This is a genomic window from Pyxidicoccus sp. M15, assembly GCF_056858435.1.
The window spans coordinates 7,341,335-7,355,450 of record NZ_CM166495.1 but is presented as its reverse complement, the minus strand read 5'-3'; the positions used below and the strand labels follow the sequence as shown (position 1 = coordinate 7,355,450).

10 protein-coding genes are annotated in these 14,116 nt (G+C 71.1%); 3 read left to right on the top strand and 7 right to left on the bottom strand.

Translation table 11 applies throughout. From position 1 onward, the window contains the following. The first annotated feature begins 4 nt into the window (after window positions 1-4). A complete protein-coding gene (locus ACX9TP_RS27220) occupies window positions 5-1,237 on the top strand; it encodes an ABC transporter permease (RefSeq protein ID WP_482973538.1) in 1,233 nt (410 codons plus the stop codon). Window positions 1,238-1,274: 37 nt separating this feature from the next. Here the strand turns inward: ACX9TP_RS27220 and ACX9TP_RS27215 are convergent, their stop codons facing one another. Together ACX9TP_RS27215 and ACX9TP_RS27210 are read right to left on the bottom strand one after the other, a co-directional pair. After that, complete coding sequence (locus ACX9TP_RS27215) at window positions 1,275-2,567, bottom strand: hypothetical protein (RefSeq protein ID WP_482973537.1); 1,293 nt, start codon at window positions 2,565-2,567, stop codon at window positions 1,275-1,277. Between the two features lie 213 nt (window positions 2,568-2,780). After that, window positions 2,781-4,061 carry a DnaA N-terminal domain-containing protein gene (locus ACX9TP_RS27210; protein WP_482982229.1) on the bottom strand — a complete coding sequence of 427 codons (1,281 nt, stop codon included), beginning with the start codon at window positions 4,059-4,061 and terminating at the stop codon, window positions 2,781-2,783. A gap of 704 nt (window positions 4,062-4,765) precedes the next feature. Here ACX9TP_RS27210 and ACX9TP_RS27205 point away from each other — a divergent pair. Both ACX9TP_RS27205 and ACX9TP_RS27200 read left to right on the top strand, forming a co-directional pair. Further along, the gene (locus ACX9TP_RS27205) at window positions 4,766-6,097 is read left to right on the top strand and encodes a hypothetical protein (RefSeq protein ID WP_482973536.1); all 1,332 of its coding nucleotides are present in this window, start codon (window positions 4,766-4,768) and stop codon (window positions 6,095-6,097) included. Between the two features lie 5 nt (window positions 6,098-6,102). After that, window positions 6,103-7,272 (top strand): hypothetical protein, encoded by a 1,170-nt coding sequence (locus ACX9TP_RS27200; protein ID WP_482973535.1) that lies wholly within the window; start codon window positions 6,103-6,105, stop codon window positions 7,270-7,272. Here the strand turns inward: ACX9TP_RS27200 and ACX9TP_RS27195 are convergent. The 5 genes from ACX9TP_RS27195 to ACX9TP_RS27175 all read right to left on the bottom strand — a co-directional run bounded on the left by ACX9TP_RS27195 (window position 7,260) and on the right by ACX9TP_RS27175 (window position 14,079). Then, entirely contained in the window at window positions 7,260-8,909 is a 1,650-nt protein-coding gene (locus ACX9TP_RS27195; protein ID WP_482973534.1) for a sensor histidine kinase, read from the bottom strand. The two genes, ACX9TP_RS27200 and ACX9TP_RS27195, sit on opposite strands and share 13 nt — an antisense overlap. Continuing rightward, window positions 8,878-9,582 (bottom strand): response regulator transcription factor, encoded by a 705-nt coding sequence (locus ACX9TP_RS27190; RefSeq protein WP_482973533.1) that lies wholly within the window; start codon window positions 9,580-9,582, stop codon window positions 8,878-8,880. The genes ACX9TP_RS27195 and ACX9TP_RS27190 overlap by 32 nt, the downstream gene beginning before the upstream one ends. 449 nt (window positions 9,583-10,031) lie before the next feature. Beyond that, window positions 10,032-10,865 carry a hypothetical protein gene (locus tag ACX9TP_RS27185; protein ID WP_482973532.1) on the bottom strand — a complete coding sequence of 278 codons (834 nt, stop codon included), beginning with the start codon at window positions 10,863-10,865 and terminating at the stop codon, window positions 10,032-10,034. 111 nt (window positions 10,866-10,976) lie between these two features. After that, window positions 10,977-12,449, bottom strand: coding sequence for a Dyp-type peroxidase (locus ACX9TP_RS27180; RefSeq protein WP_482973531.1), 1,473 nt, complete (start codon window positions 12,447-12,449; stop codon window positions 10,977-10,979). A gap of 28 nt (window positions 12,450-12,477) precedes the next feature. Continuing rightward, window positions 12,478-14,079 (bottom strand): hypothetical protein, encoded by a 1,602-nt coding sequence (locus ACX9TP_RS27175; RefSeq protein WP_482973530.1) that lies wholly within the window; start codon window positions 14,077-14,079, stop codon window positions 12,478-12,480. Window positions 14,080-14,116: the final 37 nt, after the last annotated feature.

Below are 14,116 nucleotides of genomic sequence, written 5' to 3'. Positions count from 1 at the left end.
CGCGATGCGAGCCTTCCTGGACAACCTGCGGCTGGCCCTGGGCACGTTCCTGGGCAACCCGCTGCGCTCGCTGCTGACGCTGCTGGGCATCGTCATCGGCGTGGCGACGGTCATCACCATGATGGGGCTGATTGAAGGGCTCCGCATGAAGGTGAACAAGGACCTGGGCCGCATGGGGGCCCACACCTTCCAGGTGACGAAGTGGCCCGCGGGCGGCTTCGGCCGCATCAACTGGGCGAAGTACTCCCGGCGGCCGGCCATCACCATGGAGGACGTGCGCGCCATCGAAGAGTCCTGCCCGTCGGTGGGCGTGGTGGCGCCCGCGGACGACGACAACGGCCAGAAGGTGTCCACGGCCACCCAGGAGACGCGGCCGTCGGTGCGCGTCTTCGGCACGCAGACGAACTACTCGGTGACGAGCGGCCTGACGCTGCAGTCCGGGCGCTTCTTCAACGAGGTGGAGGCGCTGGACGGGCGCCCCGTGGTGGTGCTGGGCACGGACGTGTCGGACGTGCTCTTCCCCGGCATGGACCCGGTGGGCCACGAGGTGCGCATCAAGGGGCGGCCCTTCCGCGTCATCGGCGTGCTGCAGCGGCGCGGCAGCATGCTGGGCATGATCAGCCTGGACAACCAGGCGATGATGCCGCTGCTCGCCTTCCAGCAACTCTACGGGAAGAACCGCTCGCTGGACGTGGACGTGCAGGCGAAGGAGCCCGGCCTGTTCCAGAAGGCGCAGGACGAGGTGTCGACGCTGCTGCGCCGCCGCCGGGGCGTGTCCGCGGACGAGCCCAACGACTTCGAGATGCACACCAACGAGTCGATGACGGCGTCCTTCAACCAGCTGTCCATCGTCATCAGCATCGCCGGCATCGGCGTGTGCCTGCTGTCGCTGGTGGTGGGCGGCATCGGCATCCTGAACATCATGCTGGTGTCGGTGATGGAGCGGACGCGGGAGATTGGCGTGCGCAAGGCGCTGGGCGCGAAGAGGCGGCGCATCCTCGGGCAGTTCGCCACGGAGGCGGTGCTGCTGGCGCTCATGGGCGGCGCGATGGGCCTGGGGCTGGGCTTCTTCCTGGTGTTCCTGGGCAACTGGATGCTGCGCTTCCCCATGGTCGTTCCGCCGTGGGTCGTGGGGCTGGCCCTGTTCATGAGCTGCGGGGTGGGGCTGTTGTTCGGCATCTACCCGGCCGCCCGCGCCGCGAAGCTGGACCCCGTCGAGGCGATGCGCGCGGACTGAAGGCCCCGCGTGGATTGCCGCCGACGGCGGCCCGGCGTCACTCCTCGCGCAGCACCGTGAGGCCCGTGTCCGTGAGGACGTACAGCATCGCGGGCTTCACGGTGGGGTCGTAGACGAGCTGCAGCACCTGGTCTCCGTTCACCGTGTCCACCCGGGTGGGCGTCTCGCCGTCCCCGGTGATGCGCCACAGGCCCGCGTCATGGGTGCCCACGTAGACGCTCCCGTCGTCCGTGGCCGCGAGCGCCGTCACGTTGTCGGAGGGGAGGGCGGTGAGGCGGGTGTAGCTCGCGCTGGAGCGGTCCTTCTGGTCCATGCGCCACAGGCCGAAGTCGCGGCTCCCCACCCAGGTGACGCCCGCCTTCGTGCGGGTGATGGCGCGCCAGGAGTCGAACGTCTCCAGGGTGTTGAGCTGCGCGTTGTGGCCCTTGTAGCGCCAGGGCACCGGGCCGTCCCAGGTGCGCTCCTTGTCGAAGTCCTCCAGCACGCCGTTCGGCTCGAGGATGCCCACCATCCAGTCGTTGGCGACGAGCACCTCGCCCGCAGGGCCGATGCCCAGGCCCCAGTTGAAGCCGGCCTGGAGCGAGTCACCGTCCGCGTACCAGGCGGCGTGGCGGTGGCTGTTGTAGGTGAGGCCCCGCACCAGCGTCACGCCGTGGTTGGTGCCGATGTAGAGGTCCCCCTTGTCGCGCCCGCGCAGCACCCGCTGGCAGGTGAGGACGGAGCGGTCCTCGTCGTAGTGGAAGTCGTTGGTGTTGCGGATGCCGAGCTGCTGGCTGCCGCCGGACACGCCCGCGCTGCGCCACAGGTGCTCCTCCAGCGCCACCGTGCCGTCGGACTGCAGGCGCACCGCGTCCAGGTCCCCCTTCTGGTACTCCGCGAAGCGTGCTTCGGAGTAGTGCGGCTCGCCGGGCGCGGGGACGTAGGCGTGGGGCCTGTCCGGCACCTCCGGCTGCAATTCGTAGGTGTGGTAGCCCACGTAGGCGCGGCCCGCCTCGCCGCCGCAGATGACGGTGGAGCCGAGCGCCTTCTTGTCCCGCCCGAAGCCTCCCGCGGCCTGGCCCACGCCGCGCGTCCACGTGGGCGCCGTGTCGCCGGGACGCAGCACGCCAATCTCCGCGCCGCGCAGCAGCCAGATGTTGTGCCCCTCGTCGACGCCGATGCTCTTCACCCCGGCGCCGATGCGGAACTCCGCCGAGTAGTTCTTCACTGCGTCCGTGGGCCAGGGGCCCGGGCCGCTCGGTGCGTCCGCGTCGCTCCCGTCCTTCGACTCACCGCAGGCGCCCAGCAGCACCGCCGCACCCACCACCGCCCATCCCCAACCGCCGCGCATCCATCCTCCCGGCTGTCTGCCTCTGGCGGAAACCCAGCAAGGCGCATGCCCGGGCGGGATGGGAATTCCACTTCCCACCGTGGCGACTTCAGGGGAACGGCGGCGGAGGGCAGGGCTGTGAAGGCGTGCGGACGGCCACGGCCCCGTCGTCGTCGGCGCTCGACGCGCACGCGGGCCCGAGCGCCTTCAGCAGCTCCCCGTCGCTGTCGGACGCTACCGGGGCATGCCCGTGGCCGCCTCCGGCGCGTCCTCGTCCGAAGGCAGCCGCCACCGCACGCCCACGAGCCCGCAGTCGCGGATCAGCGCGTCCACCAGGGCGCCGTAGTTCTCCTCCACCCACTGGCGGAAGTAGACGTCGGGCACGGCGAGGATCAGCCGGCCGTCCTGTACGTCCACCGGATGGGCCTTCTGCAGCCACAGGAGGGCGTAGCGCTTGCCCTGCTCGTGGAGCCGCGTGAGGCACCGCTGCCACGCGCGCCCGGCCTGGGAGGACACGTCCACGCTCGGGGGCGCGGACACCTCGGTGGGCTCGGCGGCGTCAGCGTGCTCGTGCGGGACGTAGCGCACCCAGACCTTGGGCGAGCAGAAGGCGACGGACGTCCCCACCGGCTGCCGGGAGCGGCCCCAGTCGGACTGGAGGTAGCCGCGGCAGGCCGTCAGCAGACGTCCCTCGTCACCACCCACCTTTGCCAGGGCGTGGCGGTACCAGTCCGACCAGCCGGGAGGCATGTCCTCGCGGGGCACGCCGCGGAAGGCGCGGGTGCGCTCGTCCTGGAAGGTCTCGAAGAAGGCCTCCGCCTGGGCCTGGGGGGCGCGGGGCGGGGCGGCCTGCTCGGGCGGGAGGGAGACGGGGACCAGGTGGGTGCCGGGCAGGGCGAGCTGCACGGGGTCGATGTCCTCGGACAGGACTTCGTCCGGCGGAGGCGGCGGTGGGACGGGGGCGAGATGTCCCAGGGATGAGCCACCTTCCATCGCTGCTGCTGCAGAAGAAGAACTCTTCTTCTCTGTCTCCTTCTCCCTCTTCCTTCTAGCGGCGGATGTCCCGGGCGCGTCCGCGGGACGTCCGCCGGACGCGGCGGCCTTGTTGGCGCGCTCCCTGCGCTTTCGCTCGGCCTCCTTCTTCCTCTTTTCGAGGACTTGCACGTAGCGGTCGCAGAGGGTGAGCCGGACGCTGTCGTCCTCGCGCACAAGGATTCCGGTGCGCAGCAGCGCGTCCCAGAAGGCGCCGGGGGAGCCCGTCCAGCGGACGGCACCCTCGACCGCTTCACACCAGATGGACTCGTCCGCGGACGCGTCCCGCGGACGTCCGGCGGACGCGGGAAAAGGCTCGAAGCGTCCGGAGGGGAGGGCCTGCACGGCCCAGATCTGGAGCTCCACGATGGCGCCGAGGAATGCCCGCCGCTCCATGCCCAGCGAGCGCGCGGCGCCCACCACGGCGAGGCTCATGGGGAAGCCGACGTCCACCTGCACCCAGTCCAACCCGCCCACGGTCATGCCTCCCACGGTCCCGCGCTCGAAGCGTCGGGCCCCTGCGTGCGTCCGGTGCTCGTCGGTGTCCCCAACCGGTTTCCAGGTGCGCGGGACACCGTGGCGCACACCTTCCAGGCCTGTCCCACCCTGTCGCACCCGGGGTACAGAAGGGCCCCGGGCGCGTGAGCAGATCGCGGCCCACCACTACGACAGAGACACGTCGCTGATCCAGGCCCGCGCGATCTGCGTCTTCCCGGCGGAGGTGTCTACCCCTCGAGTGGGGTGAACCACTTGTATTCACTGGGCGTGTATCCCAGGAAGGCCGTGATCCGCTCCCGAAGCGAAGCCACTACAGCGTGCAACAGGTTTCACCCCGCGCCTGATGCACGCTGGCGGACGTCCCGCGAATCTCACCCGGCGTGGTGATCAAGCGAAGGGATCTCATGGATCCAGCGCACGAAATTTTCTGATCGCGATCAGCGCCTGGATCAGGCTCCGAAGCGCACCCTGGGTGTGGATGTGTGCGTGTCAGTGTGTCGATGGATGTCCAGGTGGGCGGATCACGCAAGAGGCCCGGATACCGCCGACGACGGGCGTGCGGCCTGCTGGAAGGTGTCGGGAGGGTGGGTTCCGCGCGAAGCCGCCCTGCACGACTTCTGCACAATCATTCCTCATGAAGCGCACGAGCGGGTCATCCGGGTTGCACACCGGGCGCCCATCCTGCGCTCATGAACGCACCGCCTCTTCCTCCCCGCCCGCCGCGCGCGCCTGACGGAGCCGTCCGCAAGGCCCTGCGCTGGCTCGTCGCGCACCACGTCTTCGGCAGCCTCTTCATCGTCGTGTTCGCCACGGCCGTCATCGCCGGGCAGGTGGCGAACCGGACGAACTTCGCGAACTCCGAGCTGGCCGCCGGAGTGGAGGACCGCTGGGGCGCACCCGTCACCCAGCCCGCGCCGTCGCTGCGCTACGTGCACAGCGGCACCATCTTCACCGAGCTGAAGCCGCTCGCCTTCGACCGGCAGCACGTCCAGGTGAAGGCGCAGATGAACTACCGCAAGCGCGGCCTGCGCTACTTCTCCGGCTTCGACTTCACGCTCGACGCCGACTACGCGGTGGTCAACCGCGAGGGCCGCGACATCGACGTGGCGTTCATCTTCCCCATCGAGATGGACAAGTCCCAGGTGCTCCTCTCGGAGCTCCAGTTCCTCGTCGACGGCAAGGAGTCCAGCCTGGACCTGGGCGAGTCCGGCAACCGGCTGGTGTGGACGGGCCGCATCGCCAAGGACGCCACGTCGCGCTTCTCCATCCGCTACCGCGCCCGGGGTCTCAACTCCTTCGTGTACAAGCTGGACCCGGCGCTGCCCGCCCGCGACGTCCGCGTCCACTTCGCCGTGCAGGGCGGGGAGAACTACGACTACCCGGCCGGTGTGCTCGCCGCGTCGTCCGTCCAGACGGCGAGCGACGCCGTGACGCTGGACTGGGCCTTCCAGTCGCTCGAGTCCGGCGTGAGCCTGGGCGTCATCCTCCCGTCGGAGAAGACCTTCGACGCCATGGTCTCCCTGATGGCGGGCCGCGCGTGGGTGCCGTTCCTCGCGCTGCTGGCCCTGCTCGCCGCGCTCAGCCTGCGCCACCGCCGGCCCATGGCGCTCCACGAGACGTACCTGCTGGCCGCCGTCTACGGCTTCTTCTTCGTGCTGCTCTCGTATCTGGCCGCCTTCATGAACTTCTACGTCGCCTACGCCATCTCCGCTCTGGGCCTGGGCGCGGCGGTGGTCGCCTGGGCCCGGTGGCTCTTCCCCAAGGAGCGCCTCGCCGTGCTCGTCGGCCTGTGGGGCGCGACGCTCATCGTGCCCACCGGCGCCGTCATCCTGGAGGGCTACACCGGCCTCATCTACACGCTGGAAATCCTCGCGGCCCTGCTCGGCCTGATGGTCCTCTCCACCCGCCCCAGCGTGCGCGCCTTCCTCTCCGATTTGTCGCAGCCCGGTGAGCCGCCGCGTGGCGCCGCCGCCGTCGCCGCCGCTGTTTCCGCCACCCCCGTCACCCCGGAAGCGAGCTAGCCGCCATGTGGACCCTTCCTCTCGTCGTCGGACTGCTGCTGGGCACGGCCGATACCTCGACTCCCGCTGGCACCGCCACCGTGCCGCTGGAGCAGCTCATTCCCCTCTACGCGCAGCGCGAGTCCGCACCGCCCGCGCCGCCTCCCACGGAGGCCCTGGTGAAGAGCCAGCTCAAGGGCCGCCTCTCCGCGGACACCCTCCACGTGGAGGGCCAGTTCGACGTGGAGGTGCTCGCGGACAAGCGCTGGACGCAGGTGCGCCTGCTCCAGCTCGACGCGGACACGTACCCCAGCGAACTGCCCACGCTGGAGGACGCCACGGTGGGCGTGGTGGACGGCTACCTCTGCCTCCTCACCCGCAAGGCCGGCCGCTACGCCTTCGAGGTGGGCCTGGACGTGCGCTCGCCGGGCACAGGCCCCCTGCGCCGCGCGCAGCTGCGCTTCGGGCCCGGCGTGGCGCCGGTGCCGCTGACGCTCGAGGCGGACACCGCCGTCTTCACGCTGCTGGAGTCGCTGTCCGCCTCGGACGGCGAGGCCCACTCCGTCTACCCCGTGCAGGGGGCCCTGCGCGTCGGCTGGCGCGCGGCCGTGGCGCAGGTGGAGCAGAGCCCGAAGCAGCAGGTCCGCCCGCCGCTGGAGCCCCGCATCACCTCGGCCACCGCGTCCTGGGTGTCCACGCTGGAGGGCCGCGCCACGCTGCGCGTGAGCTACGCGCTGAGCCTGGACCGCGAGCAGCCGCTGGAGCTGGAGCTGCCCGAGGGCCACCGGCTGGAGCGCATCACCCTCAACTCCATCCCCGTGCCCGTGGAGACACAGGACGGCACGCTGAAGCTGAAGGCCGCGCCCGCGCGGCTCGGTGAGACGGGGGGCACGCTGGAGGTGGTGCTGGCGCGAGAGCTGGGCGTCTTCCACCTCTCCGGCCGGCTGAAGCTGGCGCTGCCGCGCGTGTCGTGGCAGGTGGCCGAGCTGAGCGCCCGCGCGCACTTCCCCGCGGTGTTCAACTACCGCCGCGAGGGTGGCAGCCTGGAGCAGGTGGAGCCCTCCTCTGCGTCCAACCCGGCCGACGCGGGCCTGCCCGGCAAGGAGCTGCAGTTCCGCCAGTACCTCGTGGCCGCCTCCGCGCCCACGCTGGAGCTGGGCTACTCGGTGGATATCTCCAACAGCTACTTCCGCTGAAGCACCGGCGCGGGCGCCGCCACCACCGCGAAGGCGGCGCCCGGGCCCGGAGGCTGCGCGGGCAGCAGCTCCAGCCCCGCGCCGAAGGCCCGCAGCATGGACTGGGCGATGGTGAGCCCCAGCCCCGTGCCGCCCCGCTCGCGCGCGGTGGTGAAGAAGGCGTCGAAGATGCGCGCGCGGTTGGCCTCGGAGATGCCGCGTCCGTTGTCCCGCACCACCACGCGCACCGGCCCGGCGCCGTCCGCCTCCACCGCCAGGTCCACGCGCACGCTCTCCCCGCCGTGCTGACGCGCGTTGGTGATGAGCTGCCAGAGCACGTCGTCCAGCACCTCGGCCGGCAGCGGGAGCTGGAGATTCACGGGCACCGGCGCCACGTGCACGTCCGCCACGCCCTCCGCGCGGGCCCGGACGGCGAGCGACTCCAGCAGCGGGGCCAGCTCCACCCGCGAGGGCGTGGCCGTCATCGAGTCCGCGCGTGCCAGCTCCAGCAGCCGCTGCACCAGCCGCGTGAGGCGCCGCGCGTCCGCGTCGACGTTGCCGAGGAACCGCGCCCGCTGCTCCGGGGACATGGCGTCCGCGCTGTCCCGCAGCAGCTCCACCGCGCCCTGGATGGAGGCCAGCGGCGTCTTGAACTCGTGCGACACGTTGGCGGCGAAGGAGCGGATGTACTGGTTCCTGTCCCGCAGCGCGGTGGCCATGCCCGCGAGCGCCTCGGACAGCTCGGACAGCTCGGCGACCACGGGGCGCGCCACCGGCTCGAAGCCGGACGGGTCGCTCACGGCGATGGCGCGCGTCTGCTTCACCAGCGCCCGCACCGGACGGCCCACCAGCGCGCCCGCGGCCAGCGACATCAGGGCCACCGCGCCCACCAGCACCAGGCCCGTGGCCGTGAGGTTCCACCGGTCCGCGTAGACGGCCTTGGCGAACGTCATCGGCGTGCGCGCCAGCACCACCGCGCCCCAGACGCGGTCTCCCATCAGCACGGGCAGGGCCACCGAGACGCGGATGCCCGTGTCCCGGCTGAGCGAGGCCAGCGGCGTGTCCTCGGGCTCGGCATGGCGGCGGCGCAGCACGCTGGCCGGCTCTCCGCGCAGGGCGCGCTGGACCTCCGGGCGGTCCGCCAGGGAGGCGCCGAGCACCTCCGGGCTGCTGCTGCCCACCACGACGCCCTCCGTGTCCACCACGCGGATGCCGGCCAGCGTCGTGGCCCGCACCTGTTCGAGCAGCGGGTTGAGCCGCGCGCCGGCCCCCTGGGCCAGGGGCTCCGCGGGCACGCGTGACGGCGCGGGTCTTTCATCCGGCGGGAGCGGCACGTCCGACGCCTTCAGCGAGGGGAGGATGGGCTTCAGCCGCTTGTCATCGGGGAGGGGGAAGGGCCAGGGGGAGATGCGCACCCGCCCGTAGGTCTCCGAGCTGACGCCTTCGTCGAGCTGGTCGCGGAAGACCTGCGCCACCACCGCGCCCTGGGCGATGAGCTCCGACTCCGTCTGCCGGATGAGCTGGTCGTCATAGACGCGCACGAAGGACAGGCCCGCGAGCGTGAGCATGAAGCCGGCCACGCCCACCGCGGCGAAGACCATCCACAGGCGCGGGCGCGCGCGCCGGCTAGGGGAGGGCGAGCCGATAGCCGAGGCCATGCACCGTCTCGATGACTTCTCCGCCCGCCGCGGAGAACTTCTGCCGCACCCGTCGCACGTGGCTGTCGATGGTGCGGTCGCTCACCACCACATCGTCATAGACGCGCGTCATCAGCTCGTCGCGGGTGAACACCTTGCCGGGCACGCGCAGCAGCGTGGCGAGCAGCTGGAACTCGGTGACGGTGAGCACCACCTCCTGCTCGCCCCACCACGCGCGCCAGCGCTCCGCGTCCATGCGCAGCGGGCCGCGCTCCTGCATCCGCGACGTGGGCGGCCCCGGCTCCGGCGGGGCTGACGGAGAGGGGCGCGCGCGCCGCAGCACCGCCTTCACGCGCGCCACCAGCTCGCGCGGGCTGAAGGGCTTGGTGAGGTAGTCGTCGCCGCCCAGCTCCAGCCCGAGGATGCGGTCCACCTCGTCGTCGCGCGAGGAGAGGAAGACGATGGGCAGCTCGTGCTTGCGCCGCACCTCGCGGCACACGGCGAGCCCGTCCAGTTCCGGCATCATGATGTCCAGGACGATGAGCGCGGGTACGGAGCGCTGCACCTGGGCGAGGGCGGCGCGGCCGTCCGAGGCCTCCTCCACGTGGAAGCCTCCCTGCTCCAGCGCGAAGCGGACGATTTCCCGCAGGTGCGGATCATCATCGACGACCAGGACGTTGGGACGTTCAGCCACGGGCGGGGAGTCTACACCCGGTACGACAGGCCGCGGATCCAGTCGAGGCGCCGACACCGCGCCTTCAGGTGAATCAACGCGAAGCCACTCCACAGGTGAATCCACATGGGCGGGGTACCTCTCGAGGTACCCCGCCGCTTGTTACCACCGCCGCGAACGCCGGCGGGGACGAGGAATCGCCACCGCGGCGGCGATCAGCAGAATGACTGGAATGAAAACGAGCATCGTCTGAGCCATCACCGTCGCCCTCCTTTCAGGAAGTCGCGCACTATTGCGCCCCCCTCTGACGTGTTGTCCGGGGCTTTCCTGAAAACACCGTCAAACAGGAACGTGACAGCCGGAGCGGATGCGGGCCGTTCCCCTGTGTGCGGTGGGCCTGTCAGCTCTACGACGGGGGCACGTCCCCATTGCATTTGGGGCGCGCCCTCCCGGTGTTCGAGCCGTGACGTCTACAGCAGCTCGCGGGTGATGACCTCGGAGCGCTCCTTGTCGTTCCAGGTCACCTTCCGCGTCTCGCGGCCATTGAAGTACATGGCCTCCTTGTCGCTGATGAGCTTGCGGATGGTGACGCGCGACAGGAACTGGTTGTCGTCCAGCCCGTGGGTCAGCTCGTAGCGGGGGACGGACGTGGCGACCTCGCCCAGGCGGACGCGAATCTCGCCCACCGTGTCCACGTAGTCCGCCAGGCACTCCAGCTGGTTCAGCGCGCCGCGCAGCACCTTGTCGGTGCGCTTGCTGATGACGCGATCCCAGAAGAGGTAGCCGGCGCCCAGCGTGGCCGCGCTGGTGAAGAAGATGAGGAAGTTCAGCGCCGGGTCCAGGTAGCGGTTGTGCGTGAGGCCCTGGTCCGCGGCGGCCTCGGCGAGGATGTCCTTCATGGACTCCACCGCCGTGCGGTGCGCCATCTGCGTCCACTCGCGCGCGTCCTTCTCCGCGCCGAGCAGCAGCCAGCAGAAGCCCAGGTGCAGGGCGATGAGCGACGTGCGCGCCTTGTCGCGCTCCATGCCCAGCGCGTCCGTGAAGCTGTTGCGCGCGGCCTTGAGCAGCTCGAGCCGGTCGTCACGGGTGCGGTGGGGCTTGAGCGCAGCTTCCAGGTGGATGCGGCCCGCGTGGAAGGGGCCTTCCTGGAGCTGCTTCACGTCGCGGTGGAGCTGGCGCAGCAGCGTGAGCTGCTCCTCCTGTGTCCCGAGCAGCGTCTCCAGCAGCGTCGCCGCGGCCGCGTCACCGAGGCCGGCACCCGCCTGCTTCGGAACCGCCATGACGAGCTCGTCCCACCTGGCCATGCGTGGACTCCCATGTGCTGTGGCGACCATGGATGTTGAAGCCCCCCTGCCCATCCGAGTCTGCCACAACGCGCGCGAGGTCCAGCATGAACGGCCCGCGACTCGCGCACGTCAGCCGCGCGGCGCCGCGCCGAGTGCCGCGAGGAAGCGCAGCGCTTTCAGACTCGGCATAAAAAAATACCCGCCTCCTCTGGTGGTCACGAACCGCTGGAGGTCCGCGACGCATTGGCGCACCGGTTTCTCGGGGATCAGGAGTCTTCCGCCGCCATCTCCGGACAGGGGGTCCTCCGAGCCCTCCACCCCTCCGAGCTGGTCAAAGTGGACCCAGCTGCGCTGGATGAACTCGAACTGACGGCCCAGGCTCGTGTTGAGCGCGAGGAAGAGGAGCCCCTTTCCGCCGGCGTCTTCGTAGTTGAAGCCGCGACGCAGCAGTCGGTGACGCCGCGTCACCTGCATCGAGGCCTCGCGCGAGGGGGGCAGGGCGTCGCGCGGGTTGCACCGCCGCGCGTGCGCCGTCAGCGGACAGCCGAAGCCGTGCGGGTCGTCACGCGCGTACAGGAAGCCGTTGTCCACGTCCTTCGCGCTGCCTCGCGACACGGACGGCGGCTTCGCCTTGTCGCGGAAGAGGAACGGGAGGAAGCGGTGCAGCGGGCAGCGCTTCGAGGACGTCAGCGGAGCCCCGTTGCGCCAGCGGCCCACCAGCTTCGCCGCAAGCCACTCGCGGCGGTGCTCCTGTGTCCCCTTTGGCGCGAGCGCGGCATTCCTGTCGAGGAAGCGCTCGAACCCGGCCACGTCCTGTTCCAGCTTGCGCACCACGAGGTAGCTGCCGTTGTGGCCCAGGTCCTTCGAGTCCGCGTGGCCCGGGCTGCCCGGCAGCACGTCGGTGACGTCGAGCCGCCGCGGCACGCAGGGCGACAGCGGGTACTCCTCGTACTCGTTGGCGTGGCCGAGGATGAACTCGCCGCGCCTCAGCGGGCGGTCATAGTCACGAGGGTGTCCGGCGGGGTCCTTGAAGCCCTCGATGCGCGGCTGTGACAGCCCGTCCAGGAAGCCGAAGTGGTCGCGGAAGTAGCCGGGAGGGTCCTCGGCCCGCTGCTCGCGATGGCATCGCTGCACGTGGACCTTTCGCAGGCCCTGCGCGAGCGCTCGCATCTCGTGGTCATGGAGCAGCCGGTCCATCCGCTCGTCATCCGCCGCGTAGAGCAGCAGCAGCACGTGGAGGTCGTCCTCGTGGCGCGTGCCTCCCAGCTCCCATCGGTCCGGGTCATTGGCCTCCACGTCGCGCAGGTGCTCGCGCGCGCGGCGTGCCATGCCCTCGCGCAGCTCGAAGGGAAGGGTGGCCAGCACCTCCTCCGGCAGCCCGAGCGCCGCGAGCCCCCGGGGGGACAGCGCGAGGTTGACGCGCGAGTAGCGCTTGCCCTGCTCGCGCTGCCTGCGCTGGTGCTCCCGCGGGTCCGAGGAGGTGATGGCGTCGCGGACCAGCTCGCCGAGCCACTGGCGGCAGCGCTCCGCGTCGTCGATGTGCAGGAAGAGCAGCGCCAGTTCGCGCATCTCCCGGTAGCCGTGCAGCAGCAGGCCCTGCACGTCGCTCAGGTCCAGCTCCGCGGAAGGCTCAGGCGACGGCGTGCTGCTCCGGGACGAGGTGCGGCCGGAGTCCAGGTGGGGTGAGTACACGGGGCTTCCTCCAGGGCTGATGCCACCGCTCACGGAGGGCGGCGGAGAGCGCGGACAGCGAGTGAGCCAGCAGGGCCGGGAAGCGCGGCAGCGCGTGGCCGGGATTGCATGCGCCCCGGGACAGGAACGCGGCGAAGGTCCGGCGCGCGGCCCAGTCCCGCAGCGGCCGGTCGATGCGCTCTCGTGCGAGCAATTCCCTCAGCCGGAGCGCGTTGTGCACCAGCATGACGGAGTGCCGCTGGCGGGGGCCTCCGTCCAGGGCGGCGCTGTACCAGACGCGCGTAGGCACTTCGTGCCCGCGCAGCCAGGACTTGAAGGGCTCCACGGGCAGCCGCAGCGCCTGGCCTCCCCACCACTTCCGCTGGGGGAACAGTCCCCGCGTCTTGTCGGGGAACCCGTCCGTCCGGCTCCAGATGAGCTCCAGGAAGTCGCGCACGTCCGCGTGGTCCACGAACGCGTCGATGTAGGCCTCCCAGCTGTCGTCATAGTTGCTGAGGAAGATGAGGTGGTGCGGCCCACCGTCCCCGTCCGAGTGCAGCAGCCAGCGCGCGCAGTGGATGGTCTGGATGTGATTCATCCCCACGACGTAGCGGCTCAGGCGCTTGTCCACGCTGGGCAGCGCGGCCTCGGTCAGCTTCACCGCCAGCGGGCCTCCGGTGATGCGCGCCACGTGCACCATCGGGTTCTGCACCATGGCGTCGCTGGGAGAGGGAGGACTCCGTGCCGCCGTCAGCTCCGGTGCGCAGGGGCTGGAGTCCCCGGGCAGCCGCTTCGCGCCGGACAGCGACAGCCGCGTTCTCAGCCACAGCACCCGGGGCAGGGAGCGCACGTAGCGCTGGAAGGGATACGCCAGCGTCGCGAGGGCTGCGGCGCGGCGCGCGTCGGTGAGCCGCTCTCCCCAGCCGGCGTCGAACACGGTGGACGACACGGACAGCGCCACGTCCCGCAGCTCCCGGTGCAGGTGCGGCAGCTCCCCCCGTCCGCCGCGCCAGGGCGTCTCCGCGAGCAGGCGGGCCCGTGCGTCCAGGTGCCGGTTCACCTCGCGCAGCACGTCCACCGCCTCCCGCAGCTCCTCCGGCCCCTCGAAGCGATAGGCGAAGTCCACGTGACGCGTCGTCGCATCCAGCCGGTGCCGCAGCAGGTACGCCTCCACCGCGTCCGGCTCCGCGAGCCCTTCCTCCGGATAGTCCTGGCAGGCGCGGTAGAGGTCGTCGAACACGGTGGCGGCGCGAGCTCCCTGCGCGCGCAGGTCACACAGCCAGGAGACGAGCCCGTGGACGAGGCTCCAGTCCAGCTGGCGCGGGTCTCCGTCGTCTGTCGGCAGGGTGAAGTCGGCGGCGAAGAGGAGCCGGAAATCCCTCGCGGCCTGCACCGGCCCGGGCGCCGTCAGGTCGATGATGGCCCAGCGCGCGAAGTGCAGGCCGGGCACGCCGGAGAAGAGCGCCGTGCGCAGCCGCTCGGCCTCCGCGAGCGAGCGCTCGAGGGCCGTGAGCGCGTCCGGACGGATGCGCGTGATGACGGTGGCTGTGCCATGGCGCATGGACGTCCCCCCTGGATTCGGACTCTCTTGGAGCGAA